The following is a 24,178-nucleotide window of genomic DNA, read 5'->3' as shown; positions in this document are numbered from 1 at the left end:
CAGCTTTTTGCTAACCAGCTATCAGCCAACACAGGCTCTGTAGCTAGACAAACAGGAGCGTCATCCGCCATGCAGAACAACACTCGGAAAACCCTGCTGCGTGCACTCGCCGCAGCGATCGGCTTCAGCGCCGCACTGACGACCGCCGCAGCGTCGGCCGCCGATCCGTTGAAGGTCGGCTTCGTCTACATCGGCCCGATCGGCGACCACGGCTGGACCTACCAGCACGAGCAGGGCCGCAAGTACATGGAAGAAAAACTGGGCGACAAGGTGAAGACCAGCTTCGTCGAGAACGTGCCGGAAGGCGCCGATGCCGAGCGGGTCATCCGCAACATGGCCAAGAGCGACTACGACCTGATCTTCACCACCTCCTTCGGCTACATGAACCCCACGCTGAAGGTCGCCAAGCAGTTCCCCAAGGTCACCTTCGAGCACGCCACCGGCTACAAGCAGGCGAAGAACGTCGGCACCTACCTGACCCGTTCCTATGAGGGCCGCTACGTCGGCGGCTTCCTCGCGGCGAAGATGACCAAGACCAAGAAGGTCGGCTACATCGCCTCCTTCCCGATTCCGGAAGTGATCCGCGACATCAACGCCATCCAGCTGGCGCTGGACAAGTACAACCCCGGCACCGAGATCAAGGTAGTGTGGGTCAACACCTGGTTCGATCCGGGCAAGGAAGCCGATGCCGCCAACGCGCTGATCGACCAGGGCGTCGACGTGATCTTCCAGCACACCGACAGCCCGGCCCCCATCCAGGCCGCCGAGCGTCGTGGCGTCTACTCCGTCGGTTACGCCTCGGACATGCAGCACTTCGGACCGAAGGCCGTGCTGACCTCCATCGTCAACGACTGGGGCCCGCACTACACCAAGTCCGCCGAAGCGGTGATGGCCGGCACCTGGAAATCCGAAGACTTCTGGGGTGGTCTGGCCCAGGACAGCATCAGCCTGCCGATCAGTGATCTGGTGCCAGCCGATGTGAAGACCGAAGCCGAAGCGATCATCGCCAGCATCAAGAGCGGTGAATTCCACCCGTTCACCGGCCCGATCAAGGACCAGGCTGGGAAAGTGCGCATCGCCGACGGCGAGACCGCCAGCATCAAGGACCTCGCCTCGATGAATTACTACGTCGAAGGCGTCAAGGCTGAAATGCCGAAGTAAGCGTTACCCGCGCCGGCCCCGCCCGGTGCACTGCGGAATCTGCGTGCCGTCCCGCCACCTGGCGAACCGCACGCAGGGGGCATTGCCCTCGAAAGCCGCCGGTACGAGAAGACCGTCGGCGCCGTACCGGAGTCAGCCATGAATTCACTGCCCATCATCGATATTTCCCCGCTCTATAACGCCGACGAGGCCGGCCATCTGGCCGTCGCCGAGGCGATCGACCGCGCCTGCCGCGAGTGGGGCTTCTTCTACATCAAGGGTCATCCGATCAGCACCGAGCGCATCGCCGCCCTCACCGACCATGCTCAGCGTTTCTTTGCGCTGCCCGCCGAAGAAAAGCTGAAGATCGACATCACCAAGAGCCAGCACCACCGCGGCTACGGTGCCGTCGCCACCGAGCAGCTGGACCCGAGCCAGCCGTGCGACCTCAAGGAAACCTTCGACATGGGTTTCCATATGCCTGCCGATCATCCCGAGGTACTGGCCGGCAAACCACTGCGCGGGCCCAACCGTCATCCGCTGCAGATCGAAGGCTGGACCGAGCTGATGGAAGGGCACTACCGCGACATGCAGGACCTTGCCTGCACGCTTCTGCGTGCCATCGCACTCGCCCTTGGCATCGAGCGGAACTTCTTCGACAAGCGTTTCGTCGAGCCCATCAGCGTGTTTCGCATGATCCACTACCCGCCCCGGCAGACCGCCACCAGCGCCGATCAGCAAGGCGCCGGCGCGCACACCGATTACGGCTGCGTCACCCTGCTCTATCAGGACCAGGCCGGCGGCCTGCAGGTGCAGAACGTCAAGGGCGAGTGGATCGACGCACCGCCCATCGAGGGCACCTACGTAGTCAACATCGGTGACATGATGGCGCGCTGGAGCAACGACCGTTACAAGTCGACGCCCCATCGCGTGATCAGCCCGCTGGGTGTGGACCGCTACTCCATGCCGTTCTTCGCCGAGCCGCATCCGGACACCGAAATCGCCTGCCTGCCCGGTTGCTACGACGAAACCAACCCGCCGAAATACCCGAGCACCACCTGCAGCCGGTACATGCTCTCGCGCTTCGCCGAGACCTACGCCTACCGACGGCAGAGCGAGGCCGAATCGGCCTGAGCGGGCTTTACTTGCAGTAAGAAAAACCGGGCGATGGCCACCTAGCCCTCGCCCGACCTGCGCGCGCATGCCGCATTGACTTTTGAGTCAGGAATAAGTTGACCGAAAAGTCAGATAGCGATAATTTGCGCGTCAGAACAACAACAGTCGGAGGCACCGCCTTGATCCAGTTTCTCCTCAATCGTGAGCTGCGCAGCGAGCAGACTCTCGACCCCAACACCACGGTGCTGCAGTACCTGCGCGAACACTGCGGCAAGACGGGCACCAAGGAAGGCTGTGCCTCCGGCGACTGTGGCGCCTGTACCGTTGTGGTCGGCGAACTGGTCGGCGATCGGCTGCGCTACCGCACCCTGAATTCCTGCCTGACCTTCGTCTGCGCCCTGCACGGCAAGCAACTGATCACCGTCGAAGACCTCAAGCACCAAGGTCAGCTGCACAGCGTCCAGCAGGCGATGGTCGACTGTCACGGCTCGCAGTGCGGCTTCTGTACCCCCGGATTCGTCATGAGCCTGTTCGCCCTGCAGAAGAACGCCGGCGCGGTCAACGAATACGATCCGCACCAGGCCCACGAAGCCCTGGCCGGGAACCTCTGCCGCTGCACCGGCTACCGGCCGATCCTCGAAGCCGCCGAACAGGCCTGCTGTGCCAAGCAGCCGGACCAGTTCGATGCCCGCGAAGCCGAGACCATCGCCCAGCTCAAGGCCATCGCCCCGCGTGAAATGGCCGAGCTCAGCGACGGCGAAAAGCGTTGCCTGTCGCCGCTGACCGTCGCCGAACTGGCCGAGGTCTACGCCGCCAATCCCGACGCACGGCTGCTTGCCGGTGGCACCGACCTGGCACTGGAGGTCACCCAGTTCCATCGCGAGCTGCCGGTGATGATCCATGTCGGTCAGATCACCGAGATGAAGCAGGTCCAGATCGCCGACCGCCATATCGAGATTGGTGCAGCCGCCCCGTTGACCGACTGTTACGCCGCGCTGGCAACCGAGTATCCGGATTTCGGCGAGCTGCTGCAGCGCTTCGCCTCGCTGCAGATCCGCAACCAGGGCACGCTTGGCGGCAACATCGGCAACGCCTCGCCGATCGGCGACTCGCCGCCGCTGCTGATCGCCCTGGGTGCCGACGTCGTCCTGCGCAAGGGCGCCAACAGCCGCACCCTGCCGCTCGAGGATTACTTCATCGACTACAAGGTCACCGCGCGCCAGCCCGGAGAATTCATCGAGAAGGTACGAGTGCCCCGCGCTAAACCGAATCGCCTGTTCCGCGCATACAAGGTTTCCAAGCGACTGGACGACGACATCTCCGCTGTCTGCGCCGCGTTCGACCTGCAGATCACCGATGGCGTGGTCGCCGATGCCCGGGTCGCCTTTGGCGGCATGGCGGCGATTCCCAAGCGCGCCGCGGCCTGCGAGGCGACCCTGAACGGCGCGCCCTGGAACCAGCAGACCGTGGAGGCGGCCTGCGATGCACTGGCCGAAGACTTCACGCCGCTGACCGACTTCCGCGCCAGTCGCGAGTATCGCCTGCTGGTCGCACAGAACCTGCTGCGCAAGTGCTTCCTCGAACAACATGCACCGAAGACCGAGACGAGGGTGACCGCTTATGTCTAACCACGTAACCACCCGCACTCAGGAAGAAATCGCGGCGCTGTTCACCCAGGACCTGGTCACCGGCGTCGGTCGCAGCGTCAAGCACGACAGCGCGCCCAAGCATGTCTCGGGCGAGGCGGTGTACGTCGACGACCGCCTAGAATTTCCCAACCAGCTGCATATCTATGCGCGCATGAGCGACCGGGCCCACGCCCGCATCGTCCGCATCGACACGGCGCCGTGTTATGAAGTGCCGGGCGTCGCGATTGCCATCACTGCTCAGGATGTACCCGGGCAGCTGGATATCGGCGCTGTATTGCCCGGCGATCCACTGCTGGCCGACGGCAAGGTCGAGTACATCGGCCAGCCGGTGATCGCCGTGGCTGCCGACAGCCTGGAGACCGCACGTAAGGCGGCCATGGCCGCGATCATCGAATACGAAGACCTGGAGCCGGTACTCGACGTGGTCGAGGCGCTGCACAAGAAGCATTTCGTGCTCGACAGCCACACCCACCAGCGTGGTGACTCGGCCACGGCCCTGGCCAGCGCGCCGCGTCGGCTGCAGGGTTCGCTGCACATCGGCGGGCAGGAGCACTTCTACCTAGAGACACAGGTGTCCTCGGTCATGCCCACCGAAGACGGCGGCATGATCGTCTACACCTCGACACAGAACCCCACCGAGGTGCAGAAGCTGGTGGCCGAAGTGCTCGGCGTGCCGATGAACAAGATCGTCATCGACATGCGCCGCATGGGCGGCGGCTTCGGCGGCAAGGAAACCCAGGCCGCGGGACCTGCGTGCCTGTGCGCGGTGATCGCGCACCTCACCGGTCGGCCGACCAAGATGCGCCTGCCGCGCATGGAAGACATGACCATGACCGGCAAACGCCACCCCTTCTACGTCGAGTACGACGTCGGCTTCGACGATGACGGTCTGCTGCACGGCATCGAGATCGATCTCGCCGGTAACTGCGGCTACTCGCCGGACCTTTCCGGCTCGATCGTCGATCGCGCCATGTTCCACTCCGACAACGCCTACTACCTGGGCGACGCCACCATCAATGGCCATCGCTGCAAGACCAACCTCGCCTCGAACACCGCCTACCGCGGCTTCGGCGGCCCACAGGGCATGGTCGCCATCGAGGAGATCATGGACGCGGTGGCCCGCGAGCTGGGCAAGGACCCGCTCGAGGTGCGCAAGCGCAACTACTACGGCAAGACCGAGCGCAACGTCACCCACTACTACCAGACCGTCGAGCACAACATGCTCGAGGAGATGACCGCCGAGCTGGAAGCCAGCAGCGACTATGCAAAGCGACGCGAAGATATCCGCGCGTTCAATGCCGCAAGCCCGATCCTGAAGAAGGGCCTGGCGCTGACGCCGGTGAAGTTCGGCATCAGCTTCACCGCCAGCTTCCTCAACCAGGCCGGCGCGCTGGTGCACGTCTACACCGACGGCAGCATCCACCTGAACCACGGTGGCACCGAGATGGGCCAGGGCCTGAACACCAAGGTCGCGCAGGTGGTGGCCGAGGTGTTCCAGGTGGATATCGAGCGCATTCAGATCACCGCCACCAATACCGACAAGGTGCCCAACACCTCGCCGACGGCGGCCTCCAGCGGTGCCGACCTCAACGGCAAGGCGGCGCAGAACGCGGCGCAGACCATCAAGCAGCGACTGGTGGAGTTCGCCGCGCGCAAGTGGCAGATATTCGAAGAAGACATCGAGTTCAAGAATGGCCAGGTGCGCCTGCGCGACCAGTACATCAGCTTCGATGAGCTGATCCAGCAGGCCTATTTCGGCCAGGTTTCGCTGTCGTCCACCGGTTTTTACCGCACACCGAAGATCTACTACGACCGCAGCCAGGCGCGCGGACGGCCGTTCTACTACTTCGCCTACGGCGCGGCCTGTTCGGAAGTGATCGTCGATACCCTGACCGGCGAATACAAGATGCTGCGCAGCGACATCCTGCATGACGTCGGCGCCTCGCTGAATCCGGCCCTCGACATCGGCCAGGTCGAGGGCGGCTTCGTCCAGGGTCTGGGCTGGCTGACCATGGAAGAGCTGGTCTGGAACGACAAGGGCAAGCTGATGACCAACGGCCCGGCCAGCTACAAGATCCCGGCGGTGGCAGACATGCCGCTGGATCTGCGGGTAAAGCTGGTGGAGAACCGCAAGAACCCCGAGGACACCGTGTTCCACTCCAAGGCCGTCGGCGAGCCGCCGTTCATGCTCGGCATCTCGGTCTGGTGTGCGATCAAGGACGCCGTGGCCAGCCTGGCAGACTACAAAGCGCAGCCAACAATCGACGCACCGGCGACGCCCGAGCGCGTGCTCTGGGGCGTGGAGCAGATGCGCAAGTTGAAGCAGGCGGCGAGCACGTCTGCGGCAACGCAGACGACTCCGGCCTGACGTAGGGCGGACAACGCTGTGCTTGTCCACCGTTAGCGCAACACGAATGTCCCGGTGGCGGCGCTTTACACACGCCACCGGACGATACGAAGGACAGAACCATGAGCAACACGGTCTGGATCGACGCCCTCGCCGAACTGCAACAACAAGGCGAACCCTGCGTGCTGGTGACCATCATCGAGGAGCGCGGCTCGACGCCGCGCAATGCCGGTTCGAAGATGGTGGTCAGCCGTGAGCGCCTGTACGACACCATCGGCGGCGGCCATCTTGAATACAAAGCCCAGCAGATCGCCCGCGAAATGCTGGAAAAGCGCAGCCGCGACACCCGTCTCGAGCGTTTCTCCCTCGGCGCCAGCCTCGGTCAGTGCTGCGGTGGCGCCACGGTGCTGCTATTCGAGCCCATGGGCCAGCCGCAGGCGCATATCGCCGTGTTCGGTGCCGGGCATGTCGGGCGCGCGCTGGTGCCGCTGCTAGCCAGCCTGCCGTGCAAGGTGCGCTGGATCGATTCGCGCGATAACGAATTCCCCGCCGAGATTCCGCGCGGCGTGGAAAAGGTGGTCAACGACGATGTGGTCGAGGAAGTGGATAACATGCCCGCCGGCAGCTACTTCATCGTCATGACCCACAATCATCAGCTGGACCTGGAGCTGACCGCCGCGATCCTTTCGCGCAACGATTTCACCTACTACGGGCTGATCGGCTCGAAGAGCAAACGCGCCAGATTCGAACACCGCCTGCGCGACCGTGGCTTCGGGGCCGAAACGGTGCAACGCATGCGCTGCCCAATGGGCATCGCCGAGGTGAAGGGCAAGCTGCCGGTGGAGATCGCCGTGTCCATCGCCGGCGAAGTGATCGCCACCTACAACGCGCATTTCGGTGAAAAGGGCGGCGAGAAGACCGCCGACGGTGAAAAGCCGGTACCGATGCTGGTCCCCGCTTCGCGCCGCGCCCAGAGAAACTGACCATCCGACCTCGTTGCAGGCGCGCCTCCGGCGGCGGCCTGCCATGTCAACGCATCACCCTCATACAACGATTTCGAGAGTCACCATGCCAAGCACCAAAGCCTACCGTGCCGCCCTGCTCCACTGCCTCGCCGACCCGCGCGACGTGGGCGTCGAGCAATCCCATGAATACTTCGAGGACGGCCTGCTGGTCGTCGAAGACGGCAAGGTCGCGCGCATCGGCCATGCCGCCGAGCTGCTGCCGACCCTGGCGGCCGGCACAGAGATAGTCGAATACCCGGATGCGCTGATTACCCCTGGCTTCGTCGATACCCATATCCACTACCCGCAGGTCGGCGTGATCGGCTCCTACGGCACGCAGCTGCTCGACTGGCTGGAAACCTACACCTTCCCCAACGAGGGCCGTTTCAGCGACATGGCGCATGCCCGCGAGCAGGCCGAGCTGTTCCTCGGCGAGCTGCTGCGCAACGGCACCACCACCGCGCTGGTGTTCGGAACGGTGCACAAGCAATCGGTAGACGCCTTCTTCGAGGCCTGCGAAAAGCGCAATCTGCGGATGATCGCCGGAAAGGTGCTGATGGATCGCAATGCACCGGACTTCCTCACCGACACCGCCGAGTCCGGCTACGCCGACAGCCGCGAGCTGATCGAGCGCTGGCACGGCAAGGGCCGTCTGCATTACGCCGTCACCCCGCGTTTCGCCCCGACCAGCACGCCGGAGCAGCTCAGCCTGGCCGGCAAGCTCTTCGCCGAATTCCCCGACCTGTACATGCACACCCACATCTCCGAGAACAAGCAGGAGGTCGAGTGGGTCAAGGAGCTGTTCCCCGAGCGCAAGGGCTACCTGGACGTCTATGACCACCACGGCCTGATCGGCCCGCGCTCGGTGTTCGCCCACGGCATCCACCTGTGCGACGAGGAGTGCAAACGCCTCGGTGAGACCGGCTCGGCGGTGTCGTTCTGTCCGACATCCAACCTGTTCCTCGGCAGCGGCCTGTTCGACCTGGCCAAGGTGGAAGGCTTCGGTGTGCGCGTCGGCCTGGGCACCGATGTCGGCGGCGGCACCAGCTTCTCGCAGCTCGCCAGCCTCAACGAGGCGTACAAGGTGCTGCAGCTGCAGGGCCAGAAGCTCGACGCGTTCAAGGCACTCTATCTCGCCACCCTTGGCGGCGCGCGGGCGCTCTATCTGGACGACCGGATCGGCAACCTGCAGCCAGGCAAGGAGGCCGACTTCGTGGTGCTCGACTACAAGGCGACGCCGCTGATTGACTATCGCCTGAGCCAGGCGACGACCCTGCAGGAAAAGCTCTTCGCCCTGATGATCCTCGGCGACGACCGCGCGGTGAAGGAAACCTTCGCCGCCGGGGTTTCAGTGCACCGCAAGGTGTGCTGACCAGCCGATCACGAACCTGATCATCAACGGTCGTCTCCATGCTTGATGACCGCGTGGATCGGTGAAGCGTGATCCACCCTACGGGCCGGAACCACAACCGCCGTTCGTAGGGTGGATGTCACTTATACATCCACCGCCGGATCGCACGACGCTTGGTGGCGCAAGAATCAATGACTCGCGTTCGACCTTACGGTTTGAGCGCAGCCATCAGCGTATCGAGGTTGTGCTCGAACAGTCGGGTAAAGCAGGAGTGTTACCACTCCTGCCTCCCCTAAGAACCGTACTTGAGAGTCACCCCTCATACGGCTCAAGCCTTCCAGCAGCCTGAGTGAGACTGGGTAACCTGACGATGCGCTCTTCGGCGCTCAAGGTAAAACGTCCATGCCGGATCGAACGGGTTCGCTGCACTGCATATTTTGATATGCCGCACGATCGAAACACTGGCGGCGGCATACAGCCAAGCGGGTTGACTCATGCCGCGCGCTTTCTCCTGGGTGGCGAAAACCCAGTGCCGTTGACCCACGACACGAAAGTAGCGTTGTTTTACCCAATGGGCACTTTTCATGGCGTGCCGGCGAACTGCCCAGCGCCATAACACTTGCCAAATCTGATGGTCGATCCATGCGAAACGCTTGGCGGCGACAACATGGCGATGATACATGGCCCATCCTCGGATCACCGGGTTCAGGGTCAAGATCAAGTTAGCTTGAGTCGCCGTCTTGTTTGCGTTCGCGATTTCCCGCACCTTATCCAGCAATGCCTTCACACTCTTGCGAGCCGGAGTGATGAGTAGCTTGCCGGCGTACTTGCGTACGTTCTGGCCCAGAAAATCGAAGCCTTGCGAGATATGCGTTATCTGAGTCTTTTCATCAGAGAGTTCCAAGCCTCGCTCTTTCAGGAACGCCTCAATTGCAGGACGAACCTGATGTTGCAAAACAGCTTTCGTGGCCCCTGTGATGATGAAGTCATCGGCATATCGTACGACGTGTATCTTGAATGGCTTACGCTTGCGCGCTGTCGAAGCCACGCTTGCATGGACGACATCTTCCAGGCCATCCAGCGTCCAATTCGCAAGTACCGGAGAGATGATTCCCCCTTGCGGGGTTCCTGCCTCCGTTGCGAACAAGGCTCCCTGATCGACATACCCCGCTCGAAGCCATTTGCGCAGAACCACCTTATCCATGGGCACGTTGGTGAGCAGCCAATCGTGACTGATATTGTCGAAACAGCCTCGAATGTCAGCTTCCAGTACCCAATGCGCCGAACCACGTTTCGCCAGTGCATTGAAGCAATGTGCGATTGCATCGGCAGTGGATCGCTGCGGCCGAAATCCATAGGAGTTGGGGTCTGCACGCGTTTCGGCAACCGGCTCAAGTGCCAGTTTCCACAGCGCCTGCATCGCACGATCCCGCATCGTTGGAATTCCCAGCGGACGCTTCTTGCCATTGCTTTTGGGTATGTAGATGCGTCTCAGCGGTTGAGGCCGATAGCCCCGATGCTGTAACGCTTGTGCTCCCGTCGATTTAGCCACCGGAGTCGACCAGATCTTGCCATCAACGCCCGGTGTTCTCTTGCCTCTGTTTTCCGTCACTCGTTTCACGGCCAACAGTTTGCCGCTGAACGAGCGAGTCAGCAGTCGTTGCAAGGCTTGCACCTTGCCCCACCTGCCTTCTCGTGTTGCCTTGGCGATACGTACCTGGAGTCGTTTCACTTGCGACTCGATCTGGTTCCAGTGTTGGGGCCAGGCCGATATGAAGTTCGAAGGCGCACCAATGCTCGCCGTTGCTTGCGCATTGGGTGCGAACACTGCCATCTGCTTTCCTCCGTACAACGATTGATCAGGTTTTCTCGCCATGGAAGACCGTGTGGAAGTCTGCTCGCTTTCGCGCCAGATGATGTTTCAATCTGTATTCACCCCATTACAGGGTGACCTTCGCTTTTTCCACATTCCTTTACCCGCAGCATCAACAGCTTGCTTTACAGCTCACCTGCCGAAATCGGCAACGCTACGGGCTTACCCTGTTCCGCATGGATTTCCGAACGGGTCGGGCTCCTCGATTTCGCCGGCGGCACCACATCCACGAGGGGCTATCGGTAAGAGCCCCTGCCTGGCCGCGCACCTTTTGGTTCAAGCCTGTCAGCATCTTTGGCTTGGCTACTATGACGACGTTTATATGAGATTCACTTGTGTTAGCCGTACCCGTTCATCCCTAGCACCTCTCCGCCTTGATGCTGGCAGATTCAGTCTGGCCTCGCGGTTCGACCTACCGAAATATCGGCGGTTACATTGTCCCCAGAGCTTCAGACCCGGCTGTTGCCGGCCACGCCTGTCTGGGTAGGGAACGAGTGGTGGAACAGTCGGTTCCGTCGGGCGTTAACCTGCGGAACAGAAACCCATGCGACTTTCAGGTCGCACTGCCGAGATAGGTACTGGCCGGCCCTTCGCTGGCCAGCGCATCCGAATACAACGTGCCGCCGACCTTGGCGCCGGCCTCGTCGGCGATCTGGCGGATCAGCCGTGGATCGCGGATGTTCTCAACGAACACCGCTCGCACCCCTTCATTGCGTATCTGCCGGATCAAGGCCGCGACCTCAGCCGCCGAGGGCTCGTCATGGGTGGACAGTCCCTGCGGCGCGATGAACTTCAGCTGCCAGGCCTGCCCCAGGTAGCCGAAGGCGTCATGGCTGTAACCACCTTGCGCTGGCTTGCGGGCAAACCAGCAATCTGGGCGTCCGCTTTTTTCAGCAGCGCATGCAGACGGGTCAGGTAAGCGTCGCGGCGCTGGTTGTAAGCATCGACATTGGCCGGGTCCAGTTCGCCTAGCGCCTTAGCGATGTTGCGCACGTAGATCTCGGCATTGGTCAGGCTCTGCCAGGCATGCGGATCGGGAACCCGCTCGCCATCTTCATCCAGCATCAACGGAACGACACCCGCACTGGCATTGATGCGCTTGCCCTTGGGCTCGCTGCTGGCAAGTACGCGCTCCAGCCAAGGCTCGAAACCCAATCCGTTGGCGATGATCAGGTCGGCACGCAGCAGCGCCTTGGCATCGTCCGGGCTGGGCTCGTAGAGGTGAGCGTCGGCGTCAGCACCGACCAGATTGGTGAGCTCGATACGATCACCACCGACCTCGCGGGTCAGGTCCGCCAGGATGCTGAAGCTCGTCACCACGTTGAGCTTGTCAGCCGCATGCAGTGAGAGCGGGAGCCATCAAGCGAGCGCGAAAAGCAGGTAACGCATGATCAACACCTCAAACGGTCATTGGAAAAGACGTCGAGCGCAACAGGCCGTGAACCGGGCCGGCTACCAACGAGAAAAGATAGAAAGCGCCAGCCAAAAGCACGATGCACGGCCCGCTGGGCAAACTTGCGTAGAAGGAAAGCAGCAACCCCAGCCAGACACACACCGCGCCGATCAGCGCAGCGAGCGGTAGCAGGACCGGCAGTCGACGACTCCAGAAGCGAGCTGCGGCAGCGGGCAGCATCATCAGCCCCACCACCATCAGCGCGCCGATGGCCTGAAAGCCGATCACCAGATTGAGTACCACCAGCGTCAGAAACGCGGCGTGCGCCAACGGACCGAAACGGCTGATACTTCGCAGAAAAAGCGGATCGAGGCTGTCGAGCGCCAAGGCGCGAAAGATCACCAGAAGCACTAACAAGCTGAACCCTGCAGTACCGAGCATGCCGTACAGCGTGGTCGTATCGACAGCCAGCGCCGAGCCGAACAACAGGTGCAACAGATCCAGCTTTCGCCCGGCCAGCCCGAGTAGCAGCACGCCGCTGGCCAGCGAAATCGGATACAGCGCGGCGAGGCTGGCGTCCTCGCGTAGCCCGGTGCGCCGTGTGACCCAGGCCGCTGCGCCCGCCATACCGAGACCGGCGACCAAGCCGCCCGCGGTCAATGCTGGCAGGCTCAAGCCGAACAGCCAGAACGCCAATGCTGCACCGGGCAGGATGCCGTGGGCGATGGCATCACCGATCAGACTCATTCGACGCAGAATCAGAAATACGCCCAGCGGCCCCGCGCTGCAGGCAAGCGCAACGCCGCCAAACAGCGCCCGGCGCATGAAGGCGAACTCGCCGAACGGCGCCCAGAGGAAATCCGGCGTCAAGCGACTTGCCCAAGCCGTTGCCGCTCGGCCATGAACTGGCGGATCGGTGCCTTGCTGCAGCCGCTGCGGGCGATCAACAGACCATCACAATTCTTCTGGATCAGCCCACCAACGTTATGGGTGACCAGCACCAGGGTTCTGCCCTCTTGCTGCCAACGCTCAATGTGCTGCCAGAGCAAGCCCAGGCCGACATCGTCCAGTGCCGCTTCGGGCTCGTCGAGCAACAGCACCTGGGCATCGGTCAGGCTCAGCCGTGCCAGTAAGGCGCGCTGCAGCTCGCCGCCGGACAATGCATGCAGCCCCTGGGTTTGCAGATCGAGCAGGCCCCAATCCGCCAACGTCCGGCGCAGCCGCGCCCGACGCTCGTCACGCCCGAGCCGGCTGCGCCAGAAACCGGCGCTCACCAGTTCGGCAAGTCGGATCGGAAACTGCCTATCCACATGCTGCTGTTGCGGTAGATAAGCCACCCCGCCCATGCGCGGTACGCGCACATCGACCCGCCCAGCCAGCGGCCGATCCAACCCGGCCAACACCTTGAGCAGGCTGCTCTTGCCCGATCCGTTGCTGCCGATGACAGCTGTCAGGCTGCCCGCAGCCAACCGCAAATCCAATGGCGGCGTGAGCGGGTGCCTACCCGAGCCCCATTGCAGGCTGTGGCATTCGATCATCGTCACCTCGGTGTTCAGCATTCAAATGCAGACAATGCGCACCACTCAGGCCTCCGGGGAACAGGAACGAGAGACGCCAGCGCGCAACATATAATAGTTATAACATAACACTAACGAGATAAATTCAAGCCGATTCACTGAACAGCGCGGCTATGCGCATCGGATCGGAGTCGGGAAGCGTACTGATGCCGTGATCAGTGCTGAATCGGGTTGCAGCGTGCGGTCCTGGCGGGCGACCGGCACTGGCAGGCCGGCATGGCTCTGCCGCCACCGCGGCAGGTGATGACTGACGGAGCTGACTCAGAACGAGTCAGCGCGCGGGGCAACGCTAGCGAGCCGTGCGAGGCTTCTTCTTCGCCAGGCCCAGGTGCGAGAAGACTGCATGCAGATCACCCGAGGCGCTGTCTTCCTCGAGGTTCAGCTTGCTGTCGATGTGGTCCATGTGGTGCATCATCAGGCGCACCGCCTTGTCACTGTCGCGGGCAGCGATGGCGTCGATCAGTTCATTGTGTTCGTCGTACGAGCAGTGCGAGCGATTGCCGCTTTCATACTGGGCGATGATCAGCGAGGTCTGCGAAACCAGGCTGCGCTGGAAGCTCACCAGCGGCGCGTTCTTCGCCGCCTCCGCCAGCTTGAGGTGAAATTCGCCGGACAGGCGGATACCCGCCCCGCGATCGCCTCGGTCGAAACAATCACGCTCATCAGTCACCATCTGCCGCAGCTCGGCGAGCTGCGCGTCGCTGGCGTGCTGCACGGCCAGCTCTGTGATGGCCTTTTCCACCAGACGGCGGGCGAAGAAGATCTGCCGCGCTTCTTCAACGCTAGGACTGGCCACCACCGCGCCGCGATTGGGCCGCAGCAGCACCACCCCTTCATGGGCCAGACGCGACAGCGCGCGGCGGATGATGGTGCGGCTGACGCCGAATATCTCGCCGAGCGCCTCTTCGCTGAGCTTGGTCCCCGGCGCCAGACGCTGCTCGAGGATGGCATCGAAGATGTGCGCATAAACGATATCGTCCTGCGTCCCGGTGCGAGTCTTGCCGGTCTTGGTCGGCTTCTTCAGGGGCTGCAACTGTTCGTTCATCGATGGCTCGCAAATGAGGTGTCGGCAACGCCGAACTTTACTGGGTTCGCGCCGCTACTGGCAGTTCGCTGGACAAATAAATACGCTGAAACGCCGTTAACCTTGTGCACAATTCACAGCCTCAAGTTTTCCTACGCGCAAATTCGTCAGCGCGCACAGGCCACGCACGTTCAGCGAGACCACCGATTTATTGTTTGCAATTCTTGTATACAAAAGCATAATCCGGAAAGCCTTTCTGACCTTTCGGTCAACTACCGATGCGGATGGCCCACCATCACCCGCCCCTCGGGAGTACTCACGCTCCGGGTGATCGACAACAAGAACGATGAGGAACGCCCAGTGGAAAGCATCAAGCGCAAGCCCCAGGCAGCACCCTTGCAGCGCACCGCCCCCGTTTGGCTGGACCGCCTGTTCAAGCTCAGCGAACACCGCACCAGTATCCGCACCGAACTGCTCGCCGGCCTGACGACCTTCGTCACCATGGCCTACATCATCTTCGTCAACCCGAACATCATGGCCGACGCCGGCATCGACCACGGCGCTGCCTTCGTTGCCACCTGCATTGGCGCGGCGCTCGGCTGCCTGTTGATGGGGCTGTACGCCAACTGGCCGGTGGGCCTGGCGCCAGGCATGGGCCTCAACGCCTTCTTCACCTACACGGTGGTCGGCGAGATGGGCTACAGCTGGGAGATCGCCCTCGGCGCGGTGTTCATCTCCGGCGTGCTGTTCATGATCATGAGCCTGTCGCGCATTCGCGAATGGCTGCTCAACAGCATCCCCATGAGCCTGCGCTTCGCCATGGGCGCCGGCGTCGGCCTGTTCCTCGGCCTGATCGGCCTGAAGACCGCCGGCATCGTCGTCGATAGCCCGGCGACATTGCTGACCATGGGCTCGTTCGCCGAGCCGTCGGCGCTGCTGGCCGCGATGTGCTTCCTGATGATCGCGGTCCTCAGTCACCGCAACGTGTTCGGTGCGATCCTATTGAGCATGCTGGTGGTCACCGGTATCGGCTGGGCGCTTGGTCTGGTCGAGTACAACGGCCTGGTGTCGATGCCGCCGAGCCTGGCACCGACCTGGCTGGCCATGGATATCGCCGGCGCGCTCAACGTGGCGATGGTCAGCGTGATCCTGGCCTTCCTCTTCGTGAACATGTTCGACACCGCCGGCACCCTGATGGGCGTCGCCCACCGTGCCAACCTGGTCAATGAGGACGGCAAGATCGAGAATCTCTCCCGCGCGCTGAAGGCCGACAGCAGCTCCAGCGTGGTCGGCGCCTTCGTCGGTTGCCCGCCAGTGACCAGCTACGTGGAAAGCGCCGCGGGCGTCGCCGCCGGCGGCCGCACCGGGCTGACCGCAGTGACCGTCGGCGTGCTGTTCCTGATTGCCATGTTCTTCGCCCCGCTGGCCGGCATGATTCCCGCCTATGCCACCGCCGGCGCGCTGATCTACGTGGCGATGCTGATGATGAGCGGCCTGGCGAATATCGACTGGAAGGACCACACCGACACCATCCCGGCCATCGTCACCGTGGTGATGATGCCGCTGACCTTTTCCATCGCCAACGGTATCGCCCTGGGCTTCTTGACCTACGCGACGCTCAAGCTGTTGACTGGCCAGCGCGGCAAGGTCTCGATCAGTCTGTATGTGTTGTGCGTGATCTTCATCGCCAAGTTCGCGTTTCTCTGAACCGGGCCGGCCGCGCCCGGCTCACCTACGGCCCCACTGCTTCGCAGTGGGGCTTTTGCATTGGCTATAGGAGGCCGTCATGACCCTGGAGATGTGGCTGTTGTTCGCCGGTGCGGCGCTGGTGGTGATCCTGATCCCCGGGCCGCTGTCGTTACTGATGATCAGCAACAGCCTGAACTACGGAGTGCGCCGCTCCTGGCCGGCCTTCCTGGGCGGCGTGACAGCTTCCATCGCCCTGCTCAGCGCCTCGGCGCTGGGGCTTGGCGCGCTACTGATGGCCTCGGAGCGGCTGTTCAGCACGCTCAAGCTGGTCGGTGCGCTGTACCTGTTCTACCTCGCTTGGCAGAGCTGGAAGGAAGCCCGTCGCACACCCACCGCCCACGAGATCGAAAGCCCCGCCCTCGCCCCACGTTTCAGTCGATTGTTCGGCCGGGCGTTCATCCTTGGTGGCAGCAATCCAAAGGACATTCTCTTCTTCGCCGCCTTTCTGCCGCAGTTTCTCAGCGCGGGGCAGCCGTTGCTGCCGCAGCTGTTGGTGATGATCCTTACCTGGGCCGTGCTCGATCTACTCTGCAAGCTGGCCTACGGGTTGGGCGCGCAGGGGGCGGCACGTTACCTGCGCACCGGGAAGGGGCATGTGTGGTTCAACCGGACAAGTGCGGCGCTGTTTGGGGGCGCGGGGGCAGCGTCTTTGATGAGCCGATAGCGCTCTGCAGCTTGCCCCTTAGCCAGGCTCCTGGCTGAGGCATTGGTTCCGCCCTGCTGGGCAATTCACTTTTTCCAGTCGCGGAAGATGAACGTTGCCCGCCAGGCCGTGCAACTAGGAGCAAGCAATGCGCGTTTTCTTTCGTCACTTAGAAGTGAGGAAAGCGCGGCGCCATCGCGCGAATCTCACGCCACAGGTGCCTAGGTCACTAAGGCTAAAAACCAGCGCCGAGCGTCCCACGTTGACCAAACTCAACCCATAAAAAACCCGCCATTACGGCGGGCAAAGGGACTCCACAAGAGTCAGCACTGAACGGAAAAGCGACTAGCTACCCCGATACGTCGAATAGCTATACGGCGATACCAACAACGGCACGTGGTAATGCTCCTGCGCCGAATCGATCCCGAAGCGCAGCACCACCACATCGAGAAACGCAGGATCCGCCAGGACCACACCACGGCGGCGGTAGTAGTCGCCGGCACTGAACTGCAGCTGATAGACACCGGACAGGTAATCCGCACCTTCCAGCAACGGCCTGTCGCAGCGCCCGTCGGCATTGGTCTCACGGGTTGCGACCAGAGTCAGCCCCTGATCCTCGACGCGATACAGCTCCACCTTGATTCCGCTGCCCGGGCAACCGTGGGCGGCATCAAGTACGTGTGTGGTCAATCGGCCCACGGGCACCTCCGCTCTGTTGAATGAAAACTGCCCGAGCATAACCATCCGCTCCACATCGCTCAAGACAATCTGTAAATATTTTTGTATACAGTTCTTCAAGCATCGTTTGGCCCGTTACCTGCAAGTTGCAGATGACTCTGAGCATGGCTGATCGTGACACGGCAGATACCAGCTATAGCGAAAGGATGAAAATGGCTATTTACAAAGCCTCATTCAATTTGTATACAATCCATCCATCCGGTCGTGCCATGACGACCTGCCATACAGGAAGCACCCCAGTGAGCGCCGACTACCCACGCGACCTGATCGGTTACGCCAGCAACCCACCGCACCCGCGCTGGCCGGGCGATGCGCGTATCGCGTTGTCCTTCGTGCTGAATTACGAGGAAGGTGGCGAACGCTGCGTGCTGCACGGCGATAAGGAATCCGAGGCCTTTCTCTCCGAGATGGTCGCCGCACAGCCGCTGCAAGGCGTGCGCCACATGAGCATGGAGTCGCTCTACGAATACGGCAGTCGCGCCGGTGTATGGCGACTGCTCAAGCTGTTCGACAAGCACGACATCCCGCTGACCATCTTCGCCGTCGCCATGGCCGCCCAGCGTCACCCCGAACTGATCAAGGCGATGGCCGGCGCCGGACACGAGATCTGCAGCCACGGCTACCGCTGGATCGACTACCAGTACATGGATGAGGCGCAGGAGCGCGAGCACATGCAGGAAGCGATCCGCATCCTCGGCGAGATCACCGGCGAACGGCCGCTCGGCTGGTACACCGGCCGCACCGGCCCGAACACCCGGCGCCTGGTACGCGAGGAAGGCGGCTTTCTCTACGACTCCGACACCTACGATGACGATCTGCCCTACTGGGACTCCGAGTCGACGCCGGACAAGCCGCATCTGGTGATCCCCTACACGCTGGACACCAACGACATGCGCTTCACTCAGGTACAGGGCTTCAACAGCGGCGATGACTTCTTCACCTACCTGAAGGATGCGTTCGACGTGCTCTACGCCGAAGGCTGCGAAGGCGCGCCGAAGATGTTGTCCATCGGCATGCACTGCCGGCTGCTCGGGCGCCCGGCGCGTCTGGCGTCGCTGGCACGCTTCATTGAGTACGTGAAGGGTCATGAGAAGGTCTGGTGCGCCCGTCGTGTCGACATCGCCCGCCACTGGCACGCCACCCACCCTTTTATCGCGGAGCGCAATTGATGACCCCGTTCAAGACGATCAAACCCTCGACGCTGGATCGCGACGCCTTCGTCGCCGCCTTTGCCGACGTCTACGAGCACTCGCCCTGGGTTGCCGAAACCGTCTACCAGGCGGGCGTCGACGAGACGCTGGACGACATCGAGGTGCTGCACACCCGCCTGTCCCAGGCGATGCTCGCCGCCGACCATGACACTCAGCTGGCACTGATCAATGCTCACCCCGACCTGGCCGGCAAGGCCGCCGTGCGTGGCGAGCTGACCGCCTCCAGCACCTCGGAGCAGGCCGGCGCCGGCATCCACGAATGCACGCAGGAGGAGTTCGCCCGCTTCACCGAACTCAACGAGGCCTACAAGGCCAAGTTCGGCTTCCCCTTCATCATGGCGGTCAAGGGCAGCAACCGGCACCAGATCCTCGCCGCATTCGAAGAACGCATCCACAACGAACCCGAGCAGGAATTCGCCCGGGCGCTGGCGGAAATCAACAAGATCGCCCTGTTCCGCCTGCAGGCGATGTAACGAGCACCAACCGCAACAAAGGCAGTAATGACAGAAACCGCTTCTCATCCAAGGCAGACGAGTCCATGAAAGCTTACGCCGTACCCTTCGAAAAATACGTCAACCTGGCCGATGCCCGCCTGGGCACCCGCGCCATCTCCGTCACCGACGATTGGTTCGCCGACGTCAACCGGTTGTTCCAGCCAACACCGGCCGTATGGAAGGAGGGCGTTTTCGATGACAACGGCAAGTGGATGGACGGCTGGGAGTCGCGCCGCAAGCGCTTCGAAGGTTACGACCATGCGGTGATCCGCCTGGGCGTGCCGGGTCAGATCAAGGGCGTGGATATCGACACCAGCCACTTCACCGGCAACTACCCGCCGTCCGCCTCGCTGGAAGCCTGCTTCGTCGCTGACGGCGACCCGAGCGACGACACCGTCTGGACGGAAATCCTCCCGGCTGTCGAGCTCCAGGGCAACAGCCACCACTACCACGAGATCGCCGTCGACAAGCCGGTCAGCCACCTGCGCTTCAACATCTACCCGGACGGCGGCGTCGCGCGTCTGCGCGTGCACGGCATTCCGTTCCGCGACTGGAGCAGCGTCGGCGACAACGAACAGATCGACCTGGCGGCGGCGCTGAATGGCGGTCGCGCGCTGGCCTGCTCGGACGAGCATTTCGGCCGCATGAGCAACATCCTCAACCCGAACCGTGGCGAGAACATGGGCGACGGCTGGGAAACCGCCCGCCGCCGCACGCCCGGCAACGACTGGGTCATCGTCGCCCTCGGCCATCCAGGCGAAATCGAGCACATAGTCGTCGATACCCTGCACTTCAAGGGCAACTACCCGGACAGCTGCTCGATCCAGGCGGCTTACGTCAAAGGCGGCACCGACAGCCAGATCGAGACCCAGAGCCTGTTCTGGCGCGAGCTGCTGCCGAGCCAGAAGCTGTCGATGCACGCCGAACACGAGTTCAGCGAGCAGATCGCCAAGCTCGGCCCGATCACCCACGTGCGCCTGAACATCTTCCCGGATGGCGGTGTAAGCCGGCTGCGGTTGTTTGGCAAGGTGGCGAAGTAGGAAGCGCCTTTCCCCTCACCCCGGCCTCTCCCCAAGGGGAGAGGGAGGAACGAGGTCCGCCGTTTCCCCGCGCCAGTTCCCTCTCCCCTCCGGGGAGAGGGTTAGGGTGAGGGGGAGCAGCCCCACGCGAATAACGATCCTTCAACAAAGAACGAGCACACCATGCGCACCCTGACCATCGAGCCACTGACCAAGGAAGCCTTCGCCCCCTTCGGCGACGTCATCGAGACCGAAGGCAGCGACTACTTCATGATCAACAACGGCTCGACCCGCCGCTATCACAAGCTGGCCACGGTCAAGACCGCCGCGCCCGATGACCAGGCGATCATCAGCATCTTCGCCGCCGAGGCGCTGGAGATGCCGCTGGTCATCCGCATGCTCGAACGTCATCCGCTGGGCAGCCAGGCCTTCATCCCGCTGCTCGGCAACCCCTTTCTGGTCGTGGTCGCGCCACTTGGCGATGCGCCTGTACCGGACCACGTCCGCGCCTTCCGCAGCAACGGCAGGCAGGGCGTCAATTACCACCGCGGCGTCTGGCACCACCCGGTGCTGACGATCGAAAAGCGGGATGAATTCCTGGTGGTCGATCGCAGCGGTTCTGGCAACAACTGCGACGAGTACTTCTTCACGGAGGATCAGCAACTCCTCCTCGACCCCCAACCGGAATCGACATGACCGCTACTGCGCTGGGTCATTCGGCGTTGCCTTGCCTGCGTTCGCGCCGCGCTCAAGCCGATTCCAATAAGAAGAAATACGGCCGCCTGCAGGCCGCAAGAGGTGCATGACAAATGGACGCCCATCTGACCGAATGGTTGAACCTGAGTATCCGCTGGATTCACATGATCGTTGGCGTCGCCTGGATCGGTGCTTCCTTCTATTTCGTCTGGCTGGAGAACAACCTCAACCGCGCCAACCCGCGTGAGGGCCTGTCGGGCGATCTCTGGGCCATCCACGGTGGCGGTATCTACCACCTGGAGAAATACAAGCTGGCGCCGCCGCAGATGCCGGAAAACCTGCACTGGTTCAAGTGGGAGGCCTACACCACCTGGCTGTCGGGCGTGGCGCTGCTGATGGTGGTGTACTACCTCAACCCCAGCCTGTACCTGATCGCACCGGGCAGCGAACTGTCCCCTGCGGCGGCCATCGCTATCGGCTTCGGCTCGCTGATCGTCGGCTGGTTCGTCTACGACCTGCTCTGCGACTCGCCGCTGGGCAAGACCCCCGCCCTGCTCGGCCTGGTGCTGTTCGTGCTGGTGATCGCTGCGTGCTGGGGCTATTCGCAGGTATTCAGCGGCCGCGCAGCCTACATCCATACCGGCGCGCTGATCGGCACCATCATGGTCGGCAACGTGTTCCGCATCATCATGCCGGCCCAGCGTGCGCTGGTCGCCGCCATCGAACAGAACCGCACGCCCGATCCGGTGCTGCCGGCCAAGGGCCTGCTGCGTTCGCGGCACAACAACTATTTCACCCTGCCGGTGCTGTTCATCATGATCAGCAACCACTTCCCGAGCACCTACGGCAGCGAATACAACTGGCTGATCCTCGCCGCGCTCGGCGCGCTTTCGGTGCTGGCGCGCCACTACTTCAACACCCGCCACAACAGTAATCGCTTTGCCTGGGCGCTACCGGCCGCGGCACTGGGCATGATCTGCCTGGCCTACGTCACCGCGCCGAATCGTCAGCCGACAGCACCAAACCTGGCGGCGACCTCGCCGGAGCAGGCCAGCACGAGTGCACAGCAGAGCGGCGCCAGTGCCAGCCAGTTCGACCAGGTCAGCGAGGTGATTCACGAGCGTTGCACCGTCTGCCACTCAGCGCAGCCGAGCAGCCCGCTGTTCAGCGCGGCCCCTGCGGGCGTGATGTTCGATACCGCCGAGCAGATACGCGAGCAGGCGGCGAAGATCCATGCGCAGACCGTGGCTAGCCAGATCATGCCGCTGGGCAACATTACCCAGATGACCCAGGACGAGCGTGACCTGCTGGGTGACTGGATCGCCAAGGGCGCGTCCATCGACTGAGCAAAGACGCCGCGCGCCATCCGCGCGGCGTTTCCCCTTCCGCACCGTGCCCATTGGCGCACTGACCGCCATCCCCTCCTCCGCGCCCCAGGCGGCATTGGCCAGCTAGCGCTGCGGTACGGCAACTCCGCTTCCACGACGACGAACGAGCAGATTCCCGCAAGGAATATCGCTGCCAACGCTACCCAATCGCCGACGCCCCGTTAAAATGCCGCGCCCTCCCTCGACGCCGGACGCCGCCCCGTGATTGAAGCCAGCTGGATTGCCTTCGCTTTCGCCCTCGGGCTGCTTGCCCGCTTCATCGGCCTGCCGCCGCTGATCGGTTACCTCGGTGCCGGCTTCGCGCTGGCCGCGGCGGGCGACTACGTGGGCGTGACCCGTGACGACAGCATCATTCTCGATCACCTGTCGCATCTGGGCGTGCTCCTGCTGCTGTTCACCGTGGGGCTCAAGCTCAAGCTCGGCAATCTGGTTCGCCGCGAAGTCATCGGCGGCAGCCTGCTGCACTTCTTCATCTCCAGCGTGCTGGTGATGCCGGCGATCATGCTGATCCTCGATAACAGCTGGCGCGAGGCCATGCTGCTGGCCATCGCGCTGTCGTTCTCCAGCACCGTGCTGGCGGCCAAGGTGCTGGAAAGCAAGCGCGAGCTGCGCGCCTTTCACGGCCGCGTCGCCATCGGCGTGCTGATCATCCAGGACCTCATCGCTCTGGTGGTCATGAGCCTCGCCGCGGGCAAGGTCCCCTCCGCCTGGGCATTGCTGGTGTTCCTGCTGCCGCTGCTGCGCCCCGTGCTGTTCCGCCTGCTCGACCACAGTGGCCACGAAGAACTGATGGTGCTGTTGGGCCTGATGCTGGCGCTGGTGGCCGGCGGTCTCGGCTTCGAATACGTCGGCCTGAGTTCCGAACTGGGAGCGCTGGCCTTTGGCGCGATGCTCGCCAAACACAAGCGCGCCAGCGAGCTGTCGAATTCGCTGTGGGCAATCAAGGAAGTGTTCCTGGTCGGCTTCTTCCTGAAGATCGGCATCGGTGGGCTGCCGGATGCCAACGCCCTCTGGTTCGCCTTCGCCATGTCGCTGCTGCTGCCGCTCAAGGCGGTGCTGTTCTTCGGCCTGTTCGTCGCCTTCCGCCTGCGCGCCCGCAGCGCCTTTCTCAGCGCCGCCAGCCTGACCAACTACAGCGAATTCGGCCTGATCGTCGTCAGCGTGGTGCTGCCGCAGTGGCTGATGCCGCTGGCGATCACCGTGGCGTTTTCGTTCATCGTTTCGGCGCAGATCAACCGTTTCGCCCACCCGCTGTACGAACGCCTGGCGCCGCGTCTGCTCCGCTACGAGCGCAACATTCGCCACCCCGACGAACAACCGGTGTCCCTGGGCGATGCGCGCATTCTGATCATGGGCATGGGCCGTACCGGGCGCGCCGCCTACGACTACCTGGCGGAGAAGGGTTTCGCCCTGGTCAGCCTCGATTCCGACCCGGTCATGGTGGAAAAGAACACCGCCGAGGGCCGACATATCCTCTTTGCCGACGCCGAGGACCAGATGTTCTGGCAGAGCCTGGAGATGAACGAGGTCGAAGCGGTGATCCTGGCGATGAACGATCCCGAGGCCAAGATCATCTCCACCCGCAAGCTGCGCGAAAGCGGATTTGGCGGGCTGATCGTGTCCCACGCGATGTACGAGGATATCGCCCAGCGCATCCAGGAAGCCGGCGCCGACCGCACCTACCTGACCATGAGCGAGGCCGGCGCGGGCCTTGCGGAAAATGTCTCGCGGGAATTGCAGGCACCGCGCTGAGGCCCGGTCCAGAG

Annotated in this window: 19 protein-coding genes and 1 pseudogene; 14 read left to right on the top strand and 6 right to left on the bottom strand. The window is 62.8% G+C overall.

Translation table 11 applies throughout. The annotated features are described in order from the left end of the window. Positions 1–69 precede the first annotated feature (69 nt). From LW136_RS05805 to guaD, 6 genes are all read left to right on the top strand, one after another. Complete coding sequence (locus tag LW136_RS05805; RefSeq protein WP_041013169.1) at positions 70–1,161, top strand: BMP family ABC transporter substrate-binding protein; 1,092 nt, start codon at positions 70–72, stop codon at positions 1,159–1,161. Between the two features lie 138 nt (positions 1,162–1,299). Then, a complete protein-coding gene (locus LW136_RS05800; protein ID WP_041013168.1) occupies positions 1,300–2,274 on the top strand; it encodes a 2-oxoglutarate and iron-dependent oxygenase domain-containing protein in 975 nt (324 codons plus the stop codon). Between the two features lie 161 nt (positions 2,275–2,435). Next, positions 2,436–3,884, top strand: a complete 1,449-nt coding sequence (xdhA, locus tag LW136_RS05795) for a xanthine dehydrogenase small subunit (RefSeq protein ID WP_041013167.1) — start codon at positions 2,436–2,438, stop codon at positions 3,882–3,884. Next, complete coding sequence (gene xdhB, locus LW136_RS05790; RefSeq protein WP_041013166.1) at positions 3,877–6,273, top strand: xanthine dehydrogenase molybdopterin binding subunit; 2,397 nt, start codon at positions 3,877–3,879, stop codon at positions 6,271–6,273. The genes xdhA and xdhB overlap by 8 nt, the downstream gene beginning before the upstream one ends. Before the next feature lie 101 nt (positions 6,274–6,374). After that, complete coding sequence (gene xdhC, locus LW136_RS05785; RefSeq protein WP_041013165.1) at positions 6,375–7,235, top strand: xanthine dehydrogenase accessory protein XdhC; 861 nt, start codon at positions 6,375–6,377, stop codon at positions 7,233–7,235. Positions 7,236–7,320: 85 nt separating this feature from the next. Next, a complete protein-coding gene (gene guaD, locus LW136_RS05780) occupies positions 7,321–8,628 on the top strand; it encodes a guanine deaminase (protein ID WP_041013164.1) in 1,308 nt (435 codons plus the stop codon). 307 nt (positions 8,629–8,935) lie between these two features. On the opposite strand, the gene ltrA is transcribed toward guaD, so the two are convergent. From ltrA to LW136_RS05755, 5 genes and pseudogenes are all read right to left on the bottom strand, one after another. After that, positions 8,936–10,441 carry a group II intron reverse transcriptase/maturase gene (ltrA, locus tag LW136_RS05775; protein WP_011911882.1) on the bottom strand — a complete coding sequence of 502 codons (1,506 nt, stop codon included), beginning with the start codon at positions 10,439–10,441 and terminating at the stop codon, positions 8,936–8,938. A 592-nt stretch (positions 10,442–11,033) separates the two neighbouring features. After that, a pseudogene (locus tag LW136_RS05770) lies at positions 11,034–11,824 on the bottom strand (metal ABC transporter substrate-binding protein). 55 nt (positions 11,825–11,879) lie between these two features. Continuing rightward, a complete protein-coding gene (locus LW136_RS05765) occupies positions 11,880–12,698 on the bottom strand; it encodes a metal ABC transporter permease (RefSeq protein WP_052462818.1) in 819 nt (272 codons plus the stop codon). A 41-nt stretch (positions 12,699–12,739) separates the two neighbouring features. Further along, positions 12,740–13,411 carry a metal ABC transporter ATP-binding protein gene (locus tag LW136_RS05760; protein ID WP_041013317.1) on the bottom strand — a complete coding sequence of 224 codons (672 nt, stop codon included), beginning with the start codon at positions 13,409–13,411 and terminating at the stop codon, positions 12,740–12,742. Between the two features lie 328 nt (positions 13,412–13,739). Next, a complete protein-coding gene (locus LW136_RS05755; protein WP_041013162.1) occupies positions 13,740–14,495 on the bottom strand; it encodes a GntR family transcriptional regulator in 756 nt (251 codons plus the stop codon). A gap of 339 nt (positions 14,496–14,834) precedes the next feature. On the opposite strand from LW136_RS05755, the gene LW136_RS05750 reads away from it, so the two are divergent. Both LW136_RS05750 and LW136_RS05745 read left to right on the top strand, forming a co-directional pair. Beyond that, positions 14,835–16,181, top strand: coding sequence for an NCS2 family permease (locus LW136_RS05750; protein ID WP_041013316.1), 1,347 nt, complete (start codon positions 14,835–14,837; stop codon positions 16,179–16,181). Between the two features lie 79 nt (positions 16,182–16,260). Continuing rightward, entirely contained in the window at positions 16,261–16,887 is a 627-nt protein-coding gene (locus LW136_RS05745; protein ID WP_041013161.1) for a LysE family translocator, read from the top strand. Positions 16,888–17,211: 324 nt separating this feature from the next. On the opposite strand, the gene uraH is transcribed toward LW136_RS05745, so the two are convergent. Then, positions 17,212–17,604, bottom strand: coding sequence for a hydroxyisourate hydrolase (gene uraH, locus LW136_RS05740; protein ID WP_234174755.1), 393 nt, complete (start codon positions 17,602–17,604; stop codon positions 17,212–17,214). Between the two features lie 239 nt (positions 17,605–17,843). Here uraH and puuE point away from each other — a divergent pair, with 239 nt between their 5' ends. From puuE to LW136_RS05710, 6 genes are all read left to right on the top strand, one after another. Further along, entirely contained in the window at positions 17,844–18,773 is a 930-nt protein-coding gene (gene puuE / locus LW136_RS05735; RefSeq protein WP_234174754.1) for an allantoinase PuuE, read from the top strand. After that, on the top strand, positions 18,773–19,288 hold the full coding sequence (gene uraD, locus LW136_RS05730; protein WP_046620378.1) for a 2-oxo-4-hydroxy-4-carboxy-5-ureidoimidazoline decarboxylase: 516 nt from the start codon (positions 18,773–18,775) through the stop codon (positions 19,286–19,288). Before puuE ends, uraD begins: the two co-directional genes overlap by 1 nt. Before the next feature lie 65 nt (positions 19,289–19,353). Further along, on the top strand, positions 19,354–20,349 hold the full coding sequence (gene alc, locus LW136_RS05725) for an allantoicase (RefSeq protein WP_234174753.1): 996 nt from the start codon (positions 19,354–19,356) through the stop codon (positions 20,347–20,349). Between the two features lie 162 nt (positions 20,350–20,511). Beyond that, positions 20,512–21,024 (top strand): ureidoglycolate lyase, encoded by a 513-nt coding sequence (locus tag LW136_RS05720; RefSeq protein WP_234174752.1) that lies wholly within the window; start codon positions 20,512–20,514, stop codon positions 21,022–21,024. Between the two features lie 113 nt (positions 21,025–21,137). Next, a complete protein-coding gene (locus LW136_RS05715) occupies positions 21,138–22,370 on the top strand; it encodes a urate hydroxylase PuuD (RefSeq protein WP_234174751.1) in 1,233 nt (410 codons plus the stop codon). A gap of 243 nt (positions 22,371–22,613) precedes the next feature. Then, a complete protein-coding gene (locus LW136_RS05710) occupies positions 22,614–24,164 on the top strand; it encodes a cation:proton antiporter family protein (protein ID WP_125877861.1) in 1,551 nt (516 codons plus the stop codon). The last annotated feature ends 14 nt before the right edge of the window (positions 24,165–24,178 follow it).

Origin of the sequence: Stutzerimonas kunmingensis, assembly GCF_021432085.1 — a bacterium.
Taxonomy (GTDB): domain Bacteria; phylum Pseudomonadota; class Gammaproteobacteria; order Pseudomonadales; family Pseudomonadaceae; genus Stutzerimonas.
Note: the sequence above shows the minus strand (reverse complement) of the source record. Positions and strands in the feature narration are given on the sequence as shown.